Annotated in this window: 15 protein-coding genes and 2 pseudogenes; 3 read left to right on the forward strand and 14 right to left on the reverse strand. The window is 64.9% G+C overall.

The features are described from left to right. Positions 1-91: 91 nt before the first annotated feature. From NFH97_RS09365 to NFH97_RS09430, 14 genes are all read right to left on the reverse strand, one after another. A complete protein-coding gene (locus NFH97_RS09365) occupies positions 92-1852 on the reverse strand; it encodes a methyl-accepting chemotaxis protein (protein WP_349624721.1) in 1761 nt (586 codons plus the stop codon). Positions 1853-1917: 65 nt separating this feature from the next. Further along, positions 1918-2421, reverse strand: coding sequence for a chemotaxis protein CheW (locus NFH97_RS09370; RefSeq protein ID WP_108132029.1), 504 nt, complete (start codon positions 2419-2421; stop codon positions 1918-1920). Next, positions 2418-4643: a chemotaxis protein CheA gene (gene cheA, locus NFH97_RS09375; RefSeq protein ID WP_349624722.1), complete on the reverse strand. Its 2226-nt coding sequence runs from the start codon at positions 4641-4643 to the stop codon at positions 2418-2420. Before cheA ends, NFH97_RS09370 begins: the two co-directional genes overlap by 4 nt. Positions 4644-4666: 23 nt before the next feature. Further along, the gene (gene motB, locus NFH97_RS09380; protein WP_083970640.1) at positions 4667-5638 is read right to left on the reverse strand and encodes a flagellar motor protein MotB; all 972 of its coding nucleotides are present in this window, start codon (positions 5636-5638) and stop codon (positions 4667-4669) included. Beyond that, positions 5635-6507: a flagellar motor stator protein MotA gene (motA, locus tag NFH97_RS09385; RefSeq protein ID WP_045994770.1), complete on the reverse strand. Its 873-nt coding sequence runs from the start codon at positions 6505-6507 to the stop codon at positions 5635-5637. Before motA ends, motB begins: the two co-directional genes overlap by 4 nt. A 269-nt stretch (positions 6508-6776) precedes the next feature. Further along, the gene (gene flhC, locus NFH97_RS09390; protein ID WP_045994769.1) at positions 6777-7364 is read right to left on the reverse strand and encodes a flagellar transcriptional regulator FlhC; all 588 of its coding nucleotides are present in this window, start codon (positions 7362-7364) and stop codon (positions 6777-6779) included. Further along, positions 7361-7687, reverse strand: a complete 327-nt coding sequence (locus NFH97_RS09395; RefSeq protein ID WP_045994768.1) for a flagellar transcriptional regulator FlhD — start codon at positions 7685-7687, stop codon at positions 7361-7363. Before NFH97_RS09395 ends, flhC begins: the two co-directional genes overlap by 4 nt. A gap of 290 nt (positions 7688-7977) precedes the next feature. Beyond that, positions 7978-8268, reverse strand: coding sequence for an EscU/YscU/HrcU family type III secretion system export apparatus switch protein (locus tag NFH97_RS09400; RefSeq protein ID WP_349624723.1), 291 nt, complete (start codon positions 8266-8268; stop codon positions 7978-7980). Beyond that, the gene (gene fliK / locus NFH97_RS09405) at positions 8265-9614 is read right to left on the reverse strand and encodes a flagellar hook-length control protein FliK (protein ID WP_349624724.1); all 1350 of its coding nucleotides are present in this window, start codon (positions 9612-9614) and stop codon (positions 8265-8267) included. The genes NFH97_RS09400 and fliK overlap by 4 nt, the downstream gene beginning before the upstream one ends. Further along, complete coding sequence (gene fliT, locus NFH97_RS09410) at positions 9611-10054, reverse strand: flagellar protein FliT (RefSeq protein WP_045994765.1); 444 nt, start codon at positions 10052-10054, stop codon at positions 9611-9613. The genes fliK and fliT overlap by 4 nt, the downstream gene beginning before the upstream one ends. 16 nt (positions 10055-10070) lie before the next feature. Beyond that, positions 10071-10481, reverse strand: a complete 411-nt coding sequence (fliS, locus tag NFH97_RS09415; protein ID WP_045994764.1) for a flagellar export chaperone FliS — start codon at positions 10479-10481, stop codon at positions 10071-10073. A gap of 36 nt (positions 10482-10517) precedes the next feature. Next, positions 10518-11921 (reverse strand): flagellar filament capping protein FliD, encoded by a 1404-nt coding sequence (fliD, locus tag NFH97_RS09420; protein WP_108132034.1) that lies wholly within the window; start codon positions 11919-11921, stop codon positions 10518-10520. A gap of 118 nt (positions 11922-12039) precedes the next feature. Continuing rightward, entirely contained in the window at positions 12040-13791 is a 1752-nt protein-coding gene (locus NFH97_RS09425; protein WP_349624725.1) for a PilZ domain-containing protein, read from the reverse strand. Positions 13792-13919: 128 nt separating this feature from the next. Beyond that, a complete protein-coding gene (locus NFH97_RS09430; protein WP_349624726.1) occupies positions 13920-17912 on the reverse strand; it encodes a sensor domain-containing phosphodiesterase in 3993 nt (1330 codons plus the stop codon). Positions 17913-18452: 540 nt separating this feature from the next. On the opposite strand from NFH97_RS09430, the pseudogene NFH97_RS21195 reads away from it, so the two are divergent. From NFH97_RS21195 to NFH97_RS09440, 3 genes and pseudogenes are all read left to right on the forward strand, one after another. Beyond that, positions 18453-19190: pseudogene (locus tag NFH97_RS21195) on the forward strand (flagellin N-terminal helical domain-containing protein); the annotation flags it as partial. Positions 19191-19817: 627 nt separating this feature from the next. Further along, positions 19818-20087 (forward strand): annotated as a pseudogene (locus tag NFH97_RS21200) (flagellin); the annotation flags it as partial. 162 nt (positions 20088-20249) lie between these two features. Further along, a complete protein-coding gene (locus NFH97_RS09440) occupies positions 20250-20516 on the forward strand; it encodes a hypothetical protein (RefSeq protein WP_349624728.1) in 267 nt (88 codons plus the stop codon). Positions 20517-21113: the final 597 nt, after the last annotated feature.

Here is a 21113-nt window from a genome sequence, read left to right on the forward strand (position 1 = left end):
TTGCCCCCTGCATGGTCGTTTTCTTGTGTGGTTGTCGCGGGTGCTGCCCGAGGTCATTAGGGGTGTCCCCGGGCAGCCCTGAGTGAGGTCGTCAGAACGACTCCCACTCGTCGTCGCTGCTGCTGTCGTGCTGGCTGGTGCTGGTACTGGTGTTGCTGTTGGTCTGGCCGGCTCCGGGTCTTTGCCCGGCGTGGCGGCTGGCCTCGGCGTCGCGCTGGCTCGATCGCAGTGCCGGCATCCAGCGGGCCAGTTCGTCCTGGCTGTGGTCGGCATCGGCCCCGCTGTCGGCCAGCTGGAAGCGGCTCATGGTGGCGGCCAGACGGCTGGCCTCGGCCTCGAGCTGGTTGGAGGCCGAGGCGGCCTGCTGCACCATCTGGGCGTTCTGCTGGGTCACCTGTTCCATCTGGTTGATGGCGTCGTTGACCTGGCCGATGCCGTGGCTCTGCTCGCTGGTGGCCGAGGCGATCTCGTCCATGATGTCGCTGACGCGAGCGACCGAGGTGACCAGTTCCTGCATCACCTGGCCGGCCTCATCCACCAGTTCGGTGCCCGAGCCGACCTGATTCAGCGAGGCGTCGATCAGCTCGCGAATCTCGCGGGCCGCCTCCGACGAGCGGCTGGCCAGCTTGCGCACTTCCTCGGCGACCACCGCAAAGCCGCGGCCGTGCTCGCCGGCACGCGCCGCCTCCACCGAGGCGTTCAGCGCCAGGATGTTGGTCTGGAAGGCGATGGCGTCGATGGTGCCGACGATGTCGGCGACGCGATGAGAGCCCGAGCGGATGTCGTGCATGGTGGTGACCACGCTTTGCATCACCTCGCCGCCGCGGCCGGCGGCGCTGCTCGCTTCGTTGGCCAGTTGGCTGGCCTGGCGGGCGTTGTCGGCGTTCTGGCTGACGGTGGAGGACAGCTCCTCCATGCTCGAGGCGGTCTCCTCCAGCGAGGCGGCCTGCTGTTCGGTGCGGGCGGACAGGTCGTTGTTGCCGCCGGCGATATGCTGGGCACCCTGGTAGATCAGGTTGCCGCTGTCGCGTACCGCGCCCACGGTGCCGGCCAGCCCCGCCTGCATCTTGGCCAGGGAGGCGTAGAGACGGCCGATCTCGTTGTTGCCGCGCTCGGGAATCTGCTGGTCCAGGCGACCGGACTCCACCGCCTCGAAGTAGCCGACCAGCCGCCCCAGCGGACGAATCACGTTGACCGTGACACCCCACAGCACGCAACCGATGGTCAGGGCGGCGACGATCAGCACGGCGACGATGGCCCACTGCAGCAGCCCCATGTTCTCGAGGAAGGTGTCGTAGAGCGCGGCGCCGTTGCTCTCGGCGGCGACGAAGAAGTCCACGGCTGCCTGGTAGAAGGCGTCGCTGAGCGCGATCAGGCCTTCACGATTCTGGGTGAAGGCGTCGGTGTCGCCCTCTGCCAGCGCCGCCCGCTGCGGGACCAGCCCCTGGTCGACCAGGGCGCGGAAGGCCGCTTCCACCGCGGCGATGCGCTCGGCCTGTTCGGGGCGGCTCGGCAGTGCCATGAACTCGGCGAAGGTGGCCTCCAGGGTGGCCAGGTCGTCGTCGAGGGCAGCCGCTGCCTCGATCAGCGGTTCCCGCTCCTCCGGCCACACCGCGTCGAGCAGTCCGGCCTGGATGTCGCGCAGTTCGAGCTGCAGGAAGAGTTGCTGGGAGTTGGCCCGGTTGAGGGCGGATTGCTGGTCGACGTTGACCTCGTTCAGGCGCTGGATCGAGTCTTCGCTGAGCGAGGTGATATAGAGGCCGAGGGCGCTGAGCAGCGCCACCAGCAGGGCGAAGGTGCCCAGTACCAGCGTCCAGCTCAGCCTTACCGTCATGTCATTGAGTCGCTTCACGTGCCTTTCCTGTACGGGCGTCGTTTCAAGGGTCCAGGGACCGGATAGATCGGGAGCAGAGGGCGTCAGGCGCTGTCACCGGCGTGTTCGACCAGGGCCATTTCGTCGCTGGTCAACAGCTTGTCGATGTCCACCAGCACCAGCATGCGGTCCTCGAGGCTGCCCAGGCCGCTCAGGTAGTCCGACGACAGGGTCACGCCGAACTCCGGGGCCGGCTTGATCTGTTCCGGGGCCAGGGTCATCACGTCGGATACCGCATCGACCACGATGCCCACCACGCGGGTGCCCACGTTGACCACGATCACCACGGTCTGGCCGCCGTACTCGACCCGCTCCAGGCGGAACTTGATGCGCAGATCGACGATGGGAACGATGACGCCGCGCAGATTGGTCACGCCCTTGATGAAGGCCGGGGCGTTGGCGATGCGGGTGACGTTCTCGTAGCCGCGGATCTCCTGGACCTTGAGGATGTCGATGGCGTATTCCTCGTCGCCCAGGGAGAACACGAGGAATTCACGATGGCTCAGGTCGGTGGCCGCCTGTGCTGCCAGATCGGTGTGCTGGTTCATGCTGAAAGGTCCTCCGTCAGGGGCTGGGATTCAGGCAAAAGGTGGGCGCCGCGAGTATCGTGGTGGCGTCGCTGCTTCTTCTCGCGGTCGAGGCGGTGCAGGTCGGCGATGTCCAGGATCAGCGCCACGCTGCCGTCACCCAGGATGGTGGCGGCGGACACGCCCGGCACTCGCCGGTAGTTGGTTTCCAGGTTCTTGACCACCACCTGCTGCTGGCCGATCAGGTCGTCCACCAGCAGGGCGTAGCGGCGCCCTTCGCCCTGGACGATGACGGCGATGGTCTCGGTGATCTCGGTGCGGGCGTTGGCCACGTCCAGCGCCGAATGGACCGCCACCACCGGCAGGTACTCGTCGCGCACCTGCAGCACCTGGTCGTCGCCGGCCATGGCGTAGAGGTTGTCGCGGGAGGGCTGCAGCGACTCCAGCACCGCCGACAGCGGCAGGATGAAGGTCTCCTCGCCGACCCGAATCGACATGCCGTCGAGGATCGCCAGGGTCAGCGGCAGCACGATGCGGGTGGTGGTGCCCTGGCCCTGGCGCGACAGGATCTCGACGTGACCGCCCATGGCCTGGATGTTGCGCTTGACCACGTCCATGCCGACCCCGCGGCCGGAGACGTCGCTGACCTGGGCGGCGGTGGAGAATCCGGGGGCGAAGATCAGCTGCCACACCTCGTCATCGCTCATCGCGTCGGAGACGTTCAGGCCGCTTTCGCGGGCCTTGGCCAGGATGCGCTCGCGGTCCAGGCCGGCGCCGTCGTCGATCACCTCGATCAGGATGTTGCCGCCCTGGTGCTGGGCCGACAGGGTCAGCCGCCCGGTCGCCGGCTTGCCGGCGGCAAGACGCGCCTCGGGCGACTCGATGCCGTGGTCCAGGCTGTTGCGCACCAGGTGGGTCAGGGGGTCGATGATGCGTTCGGTCAGGCTCTTGTCGAGCTCGGTGGACTCGCCCTCGGTGGTCAGCTCCACGTCCTTGTCGAGCTTGGAGGCCAGGTCGCGGACCAGCCTTGGGTAACGGCTGAAGACGTAGTCCATCGGCACCATGCGGACCGACATCACCGCCTCCTGCAGATCCCGCGCATTGCGCTGCAACAGGCTCATGCCGTTGAGCAGGCGCGGATCGGCGGCGGCGTCGAGCTCGCTGACGGTCTGGTCGAGCATCGACTGGGTGATGATCAGCTCACCGACTAGGTTGATGATCTGGTCGACCTTGTCCACCGAGACGCGGATGGAGCTGGCCTCCTTGACCGGCTTGGCGCTGGCCTTGCGCTGCTGGCGCGGCGGGGACGAGCCGGCATCCGTGGTCGTGGCAGCAGCAGTGGCGGCGGGGCCGGCATCAGTGGCGGGCGTCGCTGGGGCTGGCTCGGCCTCAGGCGCTGGGGCGGCGGGGGCTTTTTCTGCGCTGTCGCCGGCGCCGCCGCCGGCGCTTTCCGGGGCGCTGTCAGTGCCGGTAGCAGGGGCAGTGCCAGCGACACTCCGGCAGGGACCTATCTCGACCTGGTGGGCCTCGGCGATAAAGCACATCACCGCCTCGATATCCTCGGCGCTGACGCTGGTGGACAGCACCACCTCATGGCGCTGGGCGTCGCCGCGTCGCTCCAGCACCTCGCCGAGCTGGGCCAGCTCTTCCACCAGCAGCTCGCGGTCCTTGTCGGCCACGCCGATCAGCGCCACCACCAGGGCCGTGCCGTCGTCCTGTGCCGGCGCTTCACTGGTGGCGGCTTGATCCGCGGGCGAGTCGGCGGGCGGAGCCGTCGCCGCCGGGGCGGGGGCCGGATCAGCCGCTTCCGCCGCCGCAGGTGCCGCAGGCTCGGCGCCGCCGTCCAAGGCCTGGCCAATCTCCTCCAGTGCCAGGGTCTTCAGGGTCTGACAGATGCGCTCGTAGGCCTCCTGGTCCGGCGCCTGTTCGTTGCGGTAGGCGTCGAGCTGGTCGTTGAGCATGTCCTTGGTTTCCAGAAAGGTGTCGACGATGTCGGGGCGAAGGCGCAGCTCGCCGCGCCGGGTATGGTCGAGCAGGTTCTCGAACAGGTGGGTGGTGCGCTGCAGGATCTCGAAGCCGAACGTACCGGCGCCGCCCTTGATCGAGTGGGCGGCGCGGAAGATGGCGTTAAGCTGCTCGGTGTCCGGCGCTGCTGGATCCAGCTCCAGCAGATGGCGTTCCATGTCCGCCAGCAGTTCTTCGGCTTCCTCGAAGAAGGTGTCGTAGAAGTCGGTGATATCCATGCCTGTGTCACCCTTGTTCTGGTTCAGTGCGGCTCGTCTGGCGGCGACGCTGGGGAATTGGCCAGGGCGGTGTGAAAGCGTGCCTCGATGTCCTCGAGGGGACCGGCGAGCTGGGCCTCACCGCCGCCCCTGGCGGGCCTGGGGGCTCGCGGATCGAGGGTGCCGGGGTGGCGAATCAGCTCGGCGACGCTGGGAAACAGCACCACCAGTTCGATACGTCGATTGATCGGGTCATCGGCGTCGGTGCCAGGCATCACCACCTGGTCGGCGAGGCCTGCCACCCGCAGCAGCTTGTCGCCCTCGAGGCCGCCATCGAGTAGCTCCCGGCGCGAGGCGTTGGCGCGGTCCGAGGAAAGCTCCCAGTTGCTGTAGCCGCCCCGGCCGTTCAGGTAGGCCAGGCTGTCGGTATGGCCACTGATGCTCAGGTCGTTGGGCAGGTCGTTGAGCAGCGGCGCCATGGTGCGCAGCAGATTGCGCAGGTAGGGCGCCACGCGGTCGCTGCCGAGGGCAAACATCGGCCGCTGCTCGTCGTCCAGTAACTGGATGCGCAGCCCCTCCTGGGTCATGTCGAAGCGCAGCTGGTCACGCAGTCCGCGCAGACTGGGGTCCTGCTGGATGGCCAGCTCGATGCGCTGCTGCAGGTCACGGAAGGCGCGTCGTTGCTGCTCGCTGGGGCGGGTCTGGCGCTTGAGGTCGATGCGCATGCGCTCGCCCTGCTGGCTGGTCACGTCGGGCCCACCGCCGGGGATGACCTGGGGGCTCATGGCCACGCTGTCGCCATTGGTCATGGCGGCCAGCAGCGGCATGCTGAAGTAGTCGGCCACGCCCTCGCGGGTCTCGCGGCTGGCGGAAGACAGGATCCACATCACCAGAAACAGCGCCATCAGCGCCGTCATGAAGTCAGCCAAGGCGATCTTCCAGCTACCGCCATGGTGGCGATGCACCACCTTCTTGCGGCGGATGATGATCGGTCGGCGCTGGTTGGGGCTGCTCATGCGGCCCCCGCGCTGGCCTTGGCGTCACGCACATGGTCCTCGAGCTCCTTGAAGCTCGGGCGTTCGCTGGTGTGCAGCGCCTTGCGGCCGAACTCCACCGCCAGCTGCGGCGGATAGCCGTGCAGACTGGCCAGCAGGGTGACCCTCAGGCACTGCAGCATCTTGATCGACTCGCCGGTCTGGCGTTCGATGCGGTAGGCCAGCGGGCTGATGAAGCCATAGCCGAGCAGGATGCCGAGGAAGGTGCCGACCAGGGCGTGAGCGATCATCACCCCCATCTCGGCGGGATCGGCGGCGGTGACGCTCAGCGCCTTCACCACCCCCATCACCGCGGCGACGATCCCGAAGGCGGGCATGGAATCGCCGACCTTGGCGATGGCGTCGGCAGGAATATGCGCCTCCTGCTCGAACATCTCGATCTCGTGGAGCATCAGCTCGTCGATTTCCATCGGGTCCATGCTGCCGGCCACCATCAGGCGAAGGTAGTCGGTCAGGAAGTTCATGATCATCGGGTCGGCGACGACCTTGGGGTACTCGCTGAACAGCGCACTTTCGGCGGGATTGTCGATGTCGCGCTCGATGCCCAGCATGCCGTCGCGGCGCACCTTGGCCAGCAGCCGGTAAAGCAACGCCATCAGCTCCATGTACATAGCCTTGTCGTAGCGCTTGGAACGCCTCAGGCGAGGAAAGATGCGGAAGGTCGCCTTGAGCGCCTTGCCGTGGTTGGAGGCGATGAAGGCGCCAACGCCGGCGCCACCGATCATCAGCAGTTCGGTCGGCTGGAACAGCGGGCCGAGGCTGCCGCCGGAGAGCACGAAGCCCCCGAATACCGACAGCAGCACGACCGCGAATCCAATAGGTATCAGCACGACGACTATCCTTTGCAGAGACGTGGAAGACGTTCTGCTTCAGTTATCGGCGTGCCGGCGACAGACTTGAGCCGTGAAATCACCGTTCAACGAAAAAATATGCAGGTTCGGTGGGCCCAAGGAAGAAGGGGGAGAGAGCGGAGAAGGGGAGAAAGTGGAGACGGAGCGAGGATGCAGGTCGAGAGACGTAGGGCGGAAAACCGTGGACTGGACTGCCGCAGGGCGCTCCGACGAGGAGCGGCCCTGCGGCCTGCGGTGGTAAAGAGGGGTCACGCCAGATGCTTGACCGGCCCTGCAATCGCTGGCGTCTCTGCGGCCTTGGCGGCCTCGTCCTTCTGCGCCTGGCGACGGCGGGTCTTGCCGGCGCGGGACGGTGGCTGGCAGATGCCGCAGACGTAGTCGTGGCTCGGCGAGTGAGCGTGGGCCACGAAGTTGCCATGACAGCGGGTGCAGGGCGTCAACTGCAGCAGGTCGCTTTCAAAAAAGCGGATCAGCGTCCAGGCCCGGGTCAGCCCCAGCACCGGCTCGGCGGCGTCGATGTCGATCTGCTCGGTGTACAGCCGGTAGGCCTTGACGAAGGCCTCCATGCGCTCGCATCCCTGGTCCTGCAGGCGCTGATAGAAGGCATAGAACAGCGACGAGTGGATGTTCGGCAGCCAGGTGATGAACCAGTCGGTGGAAAACGGCAGCATGCCCTTGGGCGGTGACATGCCGCGGACCTCCTTGAACAGCCGGATCAGGCGGGCCCGACTGAGGTCGGTCTCGGTTTCCAGGACCTGCAGACGCGCACCGAGTTCGATCAGGTCGATGGCGAGCTGCACCTGATGCATCTCCTGGACCAGGCTCTTGGTGCTCATGTCAGCGCGCCTCCGGTAGAGGCCGCGCTGCAGGCCATCAACAGCGAGGAGTGGAGGTGAGCCAGGCCCTGTTCCCGCGGGTTGTCCACCACCTGACGCAGTTGCTCGGTGGAGCCGAGCCCCAGTTGGCAGAGCAGTTGGTTGGTGCGTGACAGCCGGGTCAGCTGGCGTGCATTGAAGCTTTCCAGCAGCTCAGCCTGTTCTTCGCTGATGTTCAGACGTAGACGGGCGGTGGTGCGGTCTTCGGCCAACAGACGTTGGGCCAGTAGAAGATAGGCAAGATTCAACTCCTGAATCTCGTCGATCAGTGACTGATTGCTCATGGGTTCCCTGCCTTGATCGTTTTTTTTGCTGATCATCGCCAGCTTTAGGTATTGCCGATATACCTGAATAGGTGCGGACGGACACTATCGGAACTTTTTGACGTTTAAGTGTCAGGTCCGTGTCCACCATTCGAGGTATTGTCGATTGCTATCAGTGTGGCGCAAGCCAGGAGGGAGGAAAAAGCTTCAACGGTGTCCGTATGATGTGTATCAAGAAAAGTGAATATTCAAAGAAAACCGATATTTACGACGCCAAAAAAAACCAAGTTTAATTAGCTCTGTACATTTTATTACAGTCTGTTTCGCGAGTCGCTCGCATTTAGCTCGCCCACCCACACCAGCAGTTCGGCGATCACCTGGTAGAGACGAGGCGGAATCTGCTCGTCCAGATCGAGCTGCATCAACAGGCCCACCAGCGCCGGTTCGTCGTGGACGTGGATCCCCTGGCGGCGGGCTTCGTCGATGATGCGCTCGGCAATATCGCCGTAGCCCTTGGCGATCACCCTCGGTGCCTGATCATTTTCACCATAGCTCAGCGCCACCGCATGGCGGCGCGAGGGGGTGGGTTGGTCATCGTTCACTTGGGAAGCTCCTCGGCAGACCTGCTGTCACCTTCGGTGATGGTCAGCTCCACCCGGGCGAAGCCATGACCCTCGAGGCGCTGTATCAGCGTATCGCGCCCTTGCTCGAGTCGATCCCTCAGGGCCTCGGCGGATGTCGCCAGGCGCAGGCTCAGGTGCTCTTCACCGAGCAGCGCGGACACCCTGAGCGAGCCATGTTCGGCCAGCTCCAGTTCCAGCTCGGTGCGCCAGGCGTGTTCCTCGTCCTTGCTGTCGTCGCGGCCCTTGCCGCCGCCCTGATGATCCGGCTCCCGTTGCGGCGGATGAATGGCGAGCGCCATGAACAGTCCGCTCCAGACGTCGCCTTCCCAGCGCAGCACCGGGGTGGCCAGCATCTCGAGCTGGTGGCGCACCAGCGGAGCGAGGCTCTCGTGGACGCCGCTTGGGGATGCGCCCTCGCGACGGGCGACGGTATCGTCCGACGTGCTCGAGACGCCCTGGGCGCCCTGGGCATCGACGGCGATCGTCGTCGCCAGGCTGGGCTGATAGCCGGCCGGCTGGGTGCTGCGCCAGGGCGCCAGCGGGAAGGCGGGCGCAATGTTCGATTGAGAGCCCGGTTGAGAGCTCGGTTGAGCGCTCGGTTGCCCGGCCATTGCGCCCGCTTGAGTAGACAGCCGACCAAAGCCTGAAGCGGGGGAGTGCCCAGAGGTCTGAGCATTCGCCTCGCTGGCCATTGGCCGAAACACCAGGGCGCGCCACATCTGGGGCTCCCGTGCCAGCTGGGCGCGGTCCAGGTTGCCGTGAAACCAGCGATTGAGGTGGGACTCGTAGAACAGGCCGCTGTCGCGCACGCGCTCGCCCAGGCGCTCGGCGAGCATCGTGACGGCGGGCCCCGACGGGCCAGTGGCCAGCCCGGCCGTTGCGCTGGTCGCCGTGGTTGCCGTGGTTGCCGGGGCGCCGTGTGTGGCGCCTAGCGTCGACGGCGACGCGCTCGGGGCCGCTTGTTGGGCGGGGCTCGCCGTCAGCAGGGGGCCCGTCGATGTCAGAGCCGAGGGCGGCGCCGGAAAACGCGCCAGCAGCTCGGCGATGCGAGCACCCGGTGCGCTCAAGCGGGTGATGGTGGAGGCGGGACGATCGCTGTCGGTGGGGACCTCGGCGTTCGGTGTTGCCGGGCGCTGGCCGGTGGTGGCGGCGGCTTGCTGCGGCCGCCGTGCGTCCAGGCGCGAGTCGCTATGGACCGCGCCTGGCCCCCGTCCCGGGTCTACCGGCTGGACCGGGGCGTTGGGGTCCTTGGTCGGGGGCACGTCGACACGCTTGCCCAGCACCTGGTGGAGCAGGGTATCGATCAGCGGTGTGATGCCGCTCACGGCGTCTCGCGTCGAAAGCGGGTGCCGGCGTTGACCACCCGGCCACCGGCGTAGGCGCGGTGCAGGTCCTGCTGGTTGCGCGACACCTTGAGCAGTTCGCCGAGTTCGTCACGGCGGTGAACCAGCTTTTCTCGCAGCGCCAGATCATTGACCAGAATGGCCTCCAGCAGGCTGCCCAGGCGCTGGCGCTCGTCGGCGTCGAGGCTTGCCATCGGTGCCGCGCCATCGAGTGTCGCTCCATCACGTGCAGCGCTGTCGAGAGCGGCAACCTGGCTGACATAGTCGCCCTCAATAGCAATCAGCTCGTCCCAGGCGTGGTCAGCGGCCAGTGACAGCATCCGTTCGGTCATCGCCAGCAGTGCCTCGTAGCGAGACAGCAGGGGGCCTTGGGTATCTGGGCCTTGGGTATCTGGGCCGTGGTACTCGGCAAGCGGTGGCATCTAGGACCTCAAGCGCTCAGGAGTGGGTGGTGGTGCCGATCTCGCGCCAGGCCGAGGCGATATCCTCGATCAGGCGTTCGGCTTCGTCGAGGCCACTGGCGTCGTTGCGCAGGTTGGCGTCGAGCAGACGGCGCGCTATGTAGTCATAGAGGCTGTCGAGCTGCAGTGCCACCTCGCCGCCCTGCTCGCCGTCCAGCACCGCGCGCAGGCCGCTGTTGACGATATCCAGTGCCTTGGAGATGGCGGCGCCCTTGGCCGGAATATTACCGTCTTCCAGGTGCAGGCGGGCGGCGCGAATCGACGCCTGGGCGCCGTCGAACAGCATCACGATCAACTGGTGGGGGCTGGCCGACATCACGCCGCTCTCCACCCCCATGCGGGCGTAAGCGCCGGCGCCGCGGCCATAGGTGGCCTGTGCTTGTGTCATTGGTTGTCTCCTCGGCTGGGTCTGGCGGGCTCAGGGCTATTGGTTCAGCTGGGCGTTCAGCGCATCGAACTGCTGGGTCAGGTAGCTGCTGGTCTGGTTCATGCTGGCGATCATGCTGTCCAGCTGCCCGAATTGGCTGCGGTAGCGCTCCACGGTGGCATCGATGCTCTGCTCGGTGCGCTCGTACTGGCGGTCGAGGCTCTCCATGCGGGTCTCGAGCCCGCTGGTAGCATTGTCGAGCAGGCCGCCGTCATCGAGGATGGCGCCCAGGGTGTCGTCGAGGCTGTCGGCAAGACCTACCCCGTCCTCGCCACCGGTAAAGAAGTCGGCCAGGTCGCCGCGCTCGCTGGAGATGACCTCGTCGAGTCGCTCGTCATCGAGTTCAAGGGTGCCGTCGAGCTGCAGGGTGATGCCGATATCGCTGAGGGTGCGGAAGTCACCCTGGGCCACGCCGCCGGACAGGGTGCCGCGCAGCCGCGATTCGATGCTGCGCAGGGTGGCGTCGCCAAGCAGTTCGCCTGAGGCACCGCTCTCGGCGTCGAAGCTGGTCAGCGTGCCCATGGTGTCCTTGAGCTCGTTGTAGCTGTCGACGAAGCCGCTGACCGCCTCACGCAGGGCCAGGTTGTTGTACTCGACCTTGACCGTGGTCTCGCCGACGTCGGTCAGGGTCAGGTCGACGCCCTCGATGGCTCCCTCGACGCTGTTGGAGGCACTGGTGATGGCGATGCCGTTGACCGTCAGTGCCGCGTCTTCACCGGCCACCGACTGGTGCATGCCGGCGCCGGTGTCGTCGGGGTCGGGGCTTGAGATGTCGAACGCCAGCTTGGCCTGCAGCTCGGTATCGGCAGCGTCATCCGGCACGAAGCTCACGGCGCTGATCGACGCCTCGGCGCCGGTCTTGTCGCTCGACAGCACCAGACGGTAGGGGTTGTCGGCGTCGCCGGTATTGATGATCGAGGCGCTGACGCCGGCCTCGGCGTCATTGATGGCGTCGCGCAGTCCCTCCAGGGTGCTGTCTTCCTGGCTCAGGCTGATGCTGACGTCTTCGCCACCCACGGTAAGGCTCAGGGTGCCGGCGCCCAGCTCGCTGTCCCTGGCGTCGAAGCCGTCGCTGGCCAGGCTCTGGGCTCGGGCCAGCCGGGTCACCTCGACGTCGTAGCGGCCGGGGCTCGCCAGTTCGCTGGCGCTGGCACTGATACCCTCGCCCTCGACGCTGCTGGACAGGCTCTGGTAAAGCGCCGGGTCGCCGAGCTTGTCGACCGCCTCCTGGAAGCTGTTCAGCGCGCCTTCCAGGGTGCCGTAGGCGGAGATCTTGGCCTGATAGCTCGCCTGCTGGGCCACGATGGGCTCCAGCTGCTTTTGCTCCGCCGCCTCGAGCTGATCGAGCAGCCCGTTGAGGTCGAGACCGGAGCCGATGCCGAGCGATGAGATCGAGGCCATGTCGTCCTTCCTGTGTGATGGGGGCAGTGTGACAGAACGCCGGCAGGCCAGTGGCTCGAACAGGCGTCCTTGTGCTTGGTATATCGGGTTATCGGCGGTTGCTCATTTGACTTGAGCCTCAGGCGCCGATGATCACCTCGGCCTGGATCTCGCCCAGCGCGGCCAGCGTCTCGCCTTCCACCAGCGGGCCGATCAGCGGCTCCCGCGGGACCTGGCTGGGCGGCTTGCCGGCCATGCGCTGTACCCGCGAGGGCCGGCCCTGGTCGTCCAGCGCCAGTACCCAGCCGAGCGAGGCGTCGTCAAAGCGCACCAGCGAGCCGATCGGGTACAGACCGAAGCGCCGGATAAAGCGCTTGACCCAGCTGGTGTCGAACTTGTCGGGGTGGTCGAGCAGGTAGCGGTAGATCGCCGCGAGACGCCAAGGCGGACGGTCAGGGCGCTGGGCACGCATGGCATCGATGGCGTCGACCACGGCACTGGCCCGGGCCAGCTCACGTAGCTCGTCGTCGCGGATGCCGGCGGGATAGCCGCTGCCGTCGAGGCGCTCGTTGATCTGGCAGGCGGTGGCCTCGAACACCGAGGCGTTGATCCAGGCGCAGTGGCTGAGGCGCTCGCGCAGCCAGCCCACGTGCTGGATCAGACGATTGCGTTCGGCGTCGCCGAAGGTCGGCGTCAGGCGCAGGGGCTCGGGCAGCAGCACCTTTCCCAGGTCATGAATCATGGCGCTGGCGACGATGGACTTGCGCAACTCGCCGGGCAGGCTGTCTTCCAGCAGATCGATCAACAGGATCGCCACCGACAGGCCGTGGCGTACCGGCCAGGACTCGCGGGTCAGGAACCTCAGCGCGAACAGCACGCCGTCGCGGTCCTCGTCGTACAGGGCCAGCAGGTGGTCGGCCTGGCGCGACAGGCGCGGGCCGTGGATGCAGCCGCCCTGAATCAGCTCCATCGCCTGGGCGTGCAGGTAGCCGGCTACGCGGGACAGCCGCTGGGTCATGACGGTGGGGTAGGCTTCCGCCTCGCGACGGCCAAGGCGCGGGCCGCGGCGCCCTGCCGGTGGCTGAAACAGCGGCGATGGCGGACGCCTGGAATCCACCCCTTCGGCGATGCGCGCGGCCTCGCGTTCGACCTCGCGTACCAGCTTCCACAGGGTGCGATCCTGGTGGGCCCCGACGCCGATGAAGCGAAAGCCGGCCTCGACCAGCCGCCGTTCGGGGTCGAAGCGATGATGTTGCACGACGGCCTGGAGCGCCAGACGGGTACCATCGGGAAAGCCCAGCTCCAGCGGCACCGGCAGCTCTCTGTTGGTCAGCACAGGAGCGGCGGTGCGCGGGAGGTCGAGGCGACAGCCGTCCACCGACAGATCGATCAGGTCGCCGTGCAAGTCCTGGCTATCGCCGTCTCTGAGCACCGCCTCGGCGGCCATGCCCAGGCGCAGGCGCGCGCGAAAGCTCTGACGGCGCTGTAGCCGCTCCAGCTGGTTCGGGTAGGGGCAGCGCCACAGCCGGCGCAGCGGAACGCCTTGGCCGGGCGAGCGGCTGGCTTCCCGCGACAGCGCCGCCTCGCCCGGCGCCGTGGTCACCTCGCCGTCGGCGGCCGTGATCGCCGGAGTGCGGGTGATCATGCCCTCGCAGTAGCCGACCAGACGAAAGGACTTGCCCTGCTTAAGCTGGCGGTGAAGCCCCTCCACCGCGGTGATGTCCAGGGTGATGGACTCCCCCGGGGCAATCTCCATCAGCAGCACCGGTGTCGGCGTTCCATTGCCTTCCTCCCACGCCAGTGCGGCCCCCTGGGGGCCGCTCAAGCAGTCCAGCAGCCTGGCGATTTCCTGGGGGGCGCGTACTTCCTCGAATTCTTGTTGGTCCGGCACCAGCGGGACTCCTCGACGACATCTAGCATACGTTGTCTCGGAGTATCGGCAGAATGTGCCGGATCTTTAGGCTGACAACCTTGTTCAGGCTAGACACTCGGCGGGGGCGTGACACCGATCAAGCGTTGTCAGGCCTGGGAGTGACGCTTGCGCCGCGAGCGGTCGATGGCGTCGCGCTGGCTGGCCAGGCGATGCTCGCCGAGAAAGCGGGTCAAGCGCTCGAAGGGCATGGGGTGGGCCAGGTGGAAGCCCTGGAAGGCGTCGCAATGATGCTGCAGCAGGAACTCGTGCTGGGCCTCGTGCTCGATGCCTTCGGCCACCACCATCAACTCCAGGTGGTGGGCCATGGCGATGATCCCCTGAAGGATGGCGCCATCCTCCTGGTTGTCCGGCAGTCCCTGGACGAAGGTGCGATCGATCTTCACCGTGCTGACCGGCAGGTGCTTGAGGTAGCCAAGGCTCGAGAAGCCGGTGCCGAAGTCGTCGATGGCCACCTCGACACCCATGTCGCGCAGCGACTGCAGCGTTTCGATGGCATTCGGGGTGTCGTGCATCAGGATGCCCTCGGTCAGCTCGAGGGTGAGCTGGTGGGCCTCGATCCCGGTCTGGTTCAGGGTGTCGCGTACGGTCTCGAGGAAGTTGGCCCGGCGGAACTGCAGCGGCGACAGGTTGACCGCCACCGCCAGGCCCTCGAGGCCGGCCTCGTTGAGGAGCTGCAGGTCGCTGCAGGCGCGGGTCAGCACCCAGTGGTTGATGGCGATGACCTGGCCGGTCTCCTCGGCCAGGGCGATAAAGTCCTGGGGCGGCACCTGGCCGCGTACCGGATGTTCCCAGCGCAACAGCGCCTCGACCCCGATGATCGCCCGGTGGTTGTCGAACACCGGCTGGTAGTGCAGGCGTAGCTGCTCACCGTCGATGGCGGCCTGCAGATCATGGCGCATCGCCACCCGCTCGTTTACCCCCCAGGTGATGTCCTGGCTGAAGTGCTGCAGCGCATTGCGTCCCTGGTGCTTGGCCTGGTACATGGCCATGTCGGACTGCTGCAGCAACTGCATCGGTTCGATGGTGACGTCGCTGGACACCGCCACCCCGATGCTGGCGGTAACGTGCAGCTCATGCTCGCCGACCCGGTAGGCCTGGGCCACCTTCGGCAGCAGACGTTCGGCCAGGGTCACCGCCTGCTCGGGCTCGTCGAGGTCCGGCAGCAGCACCACGAACTCGTCGCCGCCGAAGCGGGCCACGGTATCCCCGGGCCTGAGCGCCTCGGTGAGTCGCTGGGCGACCTGGATCAACACCTTGTCGCCGACGTCGTGGCCGAGGCTGTCATTGATCGGCTTGAACTCGTCCAGGTCGATGAACAGCACGCCAAGGTGGTGGGACTGGCGCTTGGCCAGGGCGAAATCGTGGCGCAGACGATCCTCGAACAGGGCGCGATTGGCAAGGCCCGTCAGGGCGTCGTGGCTGGCATGGTAGGCCAGGCTTTCCTCGTAGGCCTTGTGCTCGGAGATGTCGTGCTGGACGCCGACGAAGTGAGAGACCTCGCCATCGGTGTCCATCACCGGCGAGATGTAGAGGTCGTTCCAGAAGGCCTCGCCGTTCTTGCGGTAGTTGAGCAGGGTGGCGCGGACTTCGCTGTGGTTTGCCAGCTGGCGGCGAATACGTGCCACCACCTGTGGATCGCTCTCCTCACCCTGCAGGAAGCGACAGTTGCGCCCCAGCACTTCTTCCTCCGGATAGCCGGTCATGCGCATGAAGGCCGGGTTGGCGTAGATGATCGGCAGCTCCGGCGAGCGCGCATCGGCGATCACGATGCCATTGATGCTGGCCTCGACGCTGCGCTGCAGGATGCGCAGCTGGGTCTCCTGGGCGTGGCGCTCGGTCACGTCCTTGGCGATGCCGAAGGTACCGCTGATGTCGCCGTCGATGATGATCGGCAGGTTGGTGATGTCCATCACCCGCCTGCCCAGGGGGGTAGTGATGGGCAGGGTGTAGCGGGTTACCTCGCCCTTGAGCGTCTTGCGCACCGCGTCGCGCACCCAGGAGCGATCCGATTCCTTGACGAACACCTCGTAGTGCCGCCCCAGGATGTCGCCCAGGGGTACCCCGGTGAGGGTCGAGCAGGTGGTGTTGGCGGCGACGAAGATGCCTTCGTGGTCGAGGGAGTAGATGGCGTCGGGGTTGTAGGTGAACAGCGAACGGTAGCGCTGTTCGCTCTGGAACAGCGCCTGGCGGTCCTGGTCGCGTTCCACCGCCAGGGCGACCAGCTCCAGGCAACGCTCGATACGTCGGCTGTGCTCCGCCTGTTGTGCCGGCATGTGTCGAAAGAACAGGCTGACCACCCCCAGCAGGCGTTCATCGCTGGCGATGACCGGGTAGGCCCAGCAAGCCTTCAACTCGCCGTCGCGCAGACGCGGGTGCACGCCGGCGCAGGCCGGGTCCTCGGTGATGTCGTCGCTGGCCCGGGGGGCCCTCGCCGCGGCGGCGCTGGCCCAGGTGCCGAAGGTGCCGCCCACCGGGGTTCTGGCGAGCAGCGGTGCCATCTCCGATGGCAGGCTGTGGCCCGCCGCCAGGCTCAGGGTCTCGCCGCCGGGGTCCAGCGTCAGCACGGTGGCAATGGCATTGGGGAGGTGGCCCTCGAACAGTCTGCAGCAGGCCTCCAGGGTCTCGGTCAGTGGCGCCTCCCGGGCGATCATCGACTGGATGCCCTGGTAGCTTTCGAGCTGGTCCTGGGCGGCCACCAGGCTCTGGGTCTGCCACAGCAGGGTGCGCATCAACGACAGGCTGATGGCCAGGCTGTAGGACATGATCAATCCGATCAGGGTGATCAGCGCCGGCAGGCTGCCCGCCAGCCACCAGTCACTGTCCGGGCCTGGCAGCGCGCGCAGGGTCAGGGTACGCCCGTCCAGCTCCAGGGTCTGCTCGGCCAGTCTGGGTAGGGTCGGGTCCTTGACCTGCCAGGTGTCTTCGCCAAAACCGCACCACCAGACGCCCTGGCTGTCGGTGACGGCCAGCAGGGTGCGGTCGGCAACGCTGCGGTTACTGGGGGCCAGGGTGCCGGGCAGATCGATGCAGGCGACCAGGCGCAGATCCTCATCGGCCAGGGTCCTGACCATGCGTGCCGACGTCGCCAGCGGGTTGTCGGGCAACTCCAACCGTAGTTCGCCGCGGGCCGGCCTGGGCAGTGCCTCGCTCAGGCGGCAGACGCTGTCCTGAGCACGCCGTGAGCGCAGCCATAGTCTCTGGTCGCCGCGATACAGTGCCAGGCTCTCCAGGCTCTGTACGTCTCGCAGATAGAAGGTGATGACGTCGGCCAGGGTATTGGCGTCGGTCGTCTGCTCGCCGGCACGGTTGGCCAGGCGGTCGAGCCAGCGCTGGTGTAGCGCCATCTGACCGCGTGCGCGCTCTTCGATGTTGGTTAGGGTATTGGCGGCGTCCTGCTGGACGTGGCTCTGGCGCACATGGTTGAGCGACAGCCAGGCCAGGCTGCTGAGCAGTACCCCGGCACAGGCCACCGCGATGCTGGCGCGTTGCAGGTGCAGCGGGCGGTTGGGCGGGCGTGAGGCCGCCACCAGCGAGGCCGGGCCGGCGATCAGGTAGAGCAGACACACCGCCATGGGCGAGGTGCTGCGGGTCACCTCCCAGACTTTAGGTGCCTGGCCAGGAATCACCAGCCAGACGGTAAAGATCGCGCCGATCAGCAGCAGCAGCCCCCCCGACAACCGCCACCAGAAGGGGCCCTGGCGATGCTCCACCCCGATCATCAGGGCCACGCAGCCCGGCAGCATCGTCAGGCCCGCCCAGCTGGTCATGCGCGGGCCGCCGGTCAGCAGCGACTGCACGTCGGCAGGGCCGCTGGCGACCAGGTCATGGACGATGGCGTACAGCGCCAGCAGCAGCATCATCAGGCCGCAGACGCTGCGGCCACGCGGTCTGCGCAGTACCTGCAGCAGAACGCCGCCGCCGCCAGCGAGGCTTGCCAGCGCCACATCGGGCACCAGCAGCGGCTGTTCCACCGGGTGGATCAACCAGGCGGCGAGACCCGCAGCGCCGACCATCAGCAGTCCGCTGGAGGCCATCAGCAGCCAGGCATCTTCCGCCACATCGCGCAGTCTAAACGGCATCCTACCCACGACCCCCTTGGCGACCCTGCTTCCGGGCGCTCATTTCCTTGTCCTTCCGACGCTATGACGAAGACTCGCCATCCTCACAGCATGGCAGGCGACAGCGTTGATAGCGGCCACCGTGGTGCGTCTACCGCCCGAGGCAAAGGCGCCTTTGGACGGTCGGTCCGGTATCCCTGGACGCGTTTGCTCGAAATGGCACCAAAACAGTCTTCAACATACCTCAATCACCCGCGAGTGCTAGCCCCTGATGTCAGCATCCACTACCAGAGTCAGCGTCCAGCAAGGGCGCTAGGGGGACAACCGTAGAGAAGATGCGTCAGCGAATAGGCACAGCAGGGGCATGAGAGGGGGGAGGGGGCGGAGGGCACAGGGCAAAAATAAATTTCTCACGTCGGGCTAAAGCTTTTCGACGAGCCACCGATAAAGAGGGTAACGGCCAACGGCGCCGTTGCGGCAGGCCAAGACGGTCCGCCAATGGAGCCTAACCCTTTAAGGAAGGATGACACCATGTCCGTGATCAATACCAATATCACTTCCATGATTGGTCAGCAGAACCTCAACGCGTCCAAGAGCGCCCTGACCACCTCCATGGAGCGCCTGTCCTCCGGCCTGCGCATCAACAGCGCCAAGGATGATGCCGCCGGTCAGGCCATCGCCAACCGCATGTCTGCGCAGATCACCGGTCTGTCTCAGGCGCAGCGTAACGCCAACGACGGTATCTCCGTTGCCCAGACTGCTGAAGGCGCACTGAATCAGGTTAACGATAACCTGCAGCGTATTCGTGAGTTGAGCGTTCAGGCGCAGAATGACACCAACTCTGCAGATGATTTGTCATCCATTCAGGATGAGATTGGTCAGCGTCTTGACGAGATCGATCGCATCTCAAAAGAAACCAACTTCAACGGTGTTGAAGTACTGAACACAAATGAAGGTGTGACGATTCAGGTCGGCGCTAACGATGGTGAGAGCATCTCTGTCAATCTTCAGACTATCAATGCTGAGACTCTCGGCCTTTCATCTTTCAGCGTTCAAAAGGCTGCTGAAGTTGAGCTGGGTGAAGAAGTTCTTGGCTCGGTAGACACCGGCACGCCTACTGGTCCCAGTGGCTTCGATCTCTCAACGGTGGACCTGAGTGGTATCACTACAGATGGGGATGGGTCAGTTGATGCAAGTAGTCTTAAGAAAGGTACAGATGGAAGTTACTACGTTACCGTTTCAGGTTCCGCTACTGCGAACCAGAACGGGGAATATGCAGTTACTTTTGATGAAGCAACAGGTGAACTCACCGACGTAGAACTGGCTCAAGCTGACGTAAGCGGTAATACCATGGGAGGCGGCTCATCACAGACACTGGCAGCCGGCTCTGTTACAGCTGATACTGTTTACCAAGATGCTGATGGGCAGAAATACGTCAAAGTCACAGGTTCAGATGCTGGATTCCAGGATGGCTTCTACGCTATTGCTGATAGTGATATTAACGACGATGGCTCGGTAAATGTCGATGTAAGCAGCGAGTCGACTCCTGCTCTGGCCCTCTCAGAAGAAACCAACCTGACCAAGAACCTTGATACTTCCGGCCTTACTGCCAGCCAAGAAGTTTATCAAGTAGAACTGGAAGATGGTTCATCACAGTATGTAGTGAAAGATGGTGAGGACTTGTACGCCGCAAGTGTAGATGGAACAGGTGCAGTTTCCATCGATACAGCTACTTACACTGACGCAGCAGGTGCTACTCAGCAGGCAAATGTCCGCTTCGGTGGTATTGATGGCGAGACAAAGTACGCACAGGTTGATGTGCAGCGCGACGGGGAGACAGTCACTGCAAACTTCGCTGTGACAGGCGATGCGACCAATGGTTACGCAGTTGATCTTGAAAATGAAATCGCCGTAGAAGGCACCGACAAGCCGCTGGCAGCTCTCGATGATGCTCTGAAACAGGTCGACAGCCTTCGTAGTGAGTTGGGTGCCGTGCAGAACCGCTTCGATTCTGCCATCACTAACCTGAGCACTACCGAGACCAACCTGTCTGCCGCTCGTTCACGCATCGAAGATGCCGACTACGCTGACGAAGTCTCCAACATGACTCGCGCCCAGATTCTGCAGCAGGCCGGTACTTCCGTCCTCGCGCAGGCCAATCAGGTGCCGCAGTCCGTGCTGTCCCTGCTGGGCTAAGGCTAGGTGGGTTGTCAGCCCTCGGCTGACGTGCTCCTCAGCGGGTCGCGCCTTTGCGACCCAACCCCGACAGGCGCCTCTGGCGCCTGTCGGCATTTATAGGCCCGGCCAACCTTGCTACAGCAGTTCCGGCTGCGGTAGTTCCAACGACAGGAGCCACCAATGAATAGCGCCAACCCGTTAAGCGTTTCGCAGGATGTCCTGGTCGACGATGTCCTGGTCGATAGCGCCGTGGAGGCTGTCTCCGACAAGGCCCTGTTGGATGCGCTTGCCCGGTATCAGGAGGTGGTGGCCTGGGCGAGTGAGTTAATCGAACGCTTTGAGGCGACGGGTATGCAGGACGCCATGGGCGAGGACTACCGTCATCTGCTCGATATTCATCGGCAGGCTATGTTGGGGCAGGCGGAGCTGGCATTGCGACTTGCCTGAAAAGTGCCTGCGCTCGGTAATACGGCGTTAAAAATCGGGTCAAAATGCTCATTTACACCTCGTAAACTGCTCTTTCTCAACGATTTTTGCCTTGTCTAACCATCGCTCGCCGGCTTTTCGTACAAAGTTTAGGGCTTGTCTGAAAAGTGTCTGCGCTCCTCGAGCCTTTCCCCGTCCCAGTGTGACGCCTCCGCATCCCTGCTTCTCTTCCTTCTCTCGACCCTTTGTCTACCCTCCGTCTTCCTTCTGCACGCTCACTTCCTCTTTTCGCCTCTCTTCATCTCGCTCTCTCTTCTCAGGCCCTGTCTTCTCTCGCTCCTGTCTTTTCTCTCTCCTTTCTCTCCTCACTTCTCTCCTCTTTCGCGCCCATCGTGGCGATAGGCAGCCGGGCTGACCTATTCATCGTATCTATCTCTTGCGAAGGTCAGTGAGCAATGCCTAAGCCATTCGCCTGACGCCCCTGGTGCTGCTCCCACCTTGAGCTTTTTACACTCCACGTTGTAGCGATAAAAGTTCATATAAAACAGTGATTTGAATCTTTTTTTGTCGAGTCTCCTAAGACGTTTGTCTTATTCGCCATTCCTTGTATTCACGTGG

It is taken from the genome of Halomonas sp. SCS19 (assembly GCF_040147015.1).
Lineage (GTDB): Bacteria > Pseudomonadota > Gammaproteobacteria > Pseudomonadales > Halomonadaceae > Halomonas > Halomonas litopenaei.

Bases quoted from the DNA above. Each gene is read 5' to 3' on its own strand.
- NFH97_RS09370 (WP_108132029.1), bottom strand. From the start codon at position 2,421: ATGAACCAGCACACCGATCTGGCAGCACAGGCGGCCACCGACCTGAGC.
- cheA (WP_349624722.1), bottom strand. From the start codon at position 4,643: ATGGATATCACCGACTTCTACGACACCTTCTTCGAGGAAGCCGAAGAA.
- motB (WP_083970640.1), bottom strand. From the start codon at position 5,638: ATGAGCAGCCCCAACCAGCGCCGACCGATCATCATCCGCCGCAAGAAG.
- flhC (WP_045994769.1), bottom strand. From the start codon at position 7,364: ATGAGCACCAAGAGCCTGGTCCAGGAGATGCATCAGGTGCAGCTCGCC.
- NFH97_RS09395 (WP_045994768.1), bottom strand. From the start codon at position 7,687: ATGAGCAATCAGTCACTGATCGACGAGATTCAGGAGTTGAATCTTGCC.
- fliT (WP_045994765.1), bottom strand. From the start codon at position 10,054: ATGCCACCGCTTGCCGAGTACCACGGCCCAGATACCCAAGGCCCAGAT.
- fliS (WP_045994764.1), bottom strand. From the start codon at position 10,481: ATGACACAAGCACAGGCCACCTATGGCCGCGGCGCCGGCGCTTACGCC.
- fliD (WP_108132034.1), bottom strand. From the start codon at position 11,921: ATGGCCTCGATCTCATCGCTCGGCATCGGCTCCGGTCTCGACCTCAAC.
- NFH97_RS09430 (WP_349624726.1), bottom strand. From the start codon at position 17,912: ATGCCGTTTAGACTGCGCGATGTGGCGGAAGATGCCTGGCTGCTGATG.
- NFH97_RS09440 (WP_349624728.1), top strand. From the start codon at position 20,250: ATGAATAGCGCCAACCCGTTAAGCGTTTCGCAGGATGTCCTGGTCGAC.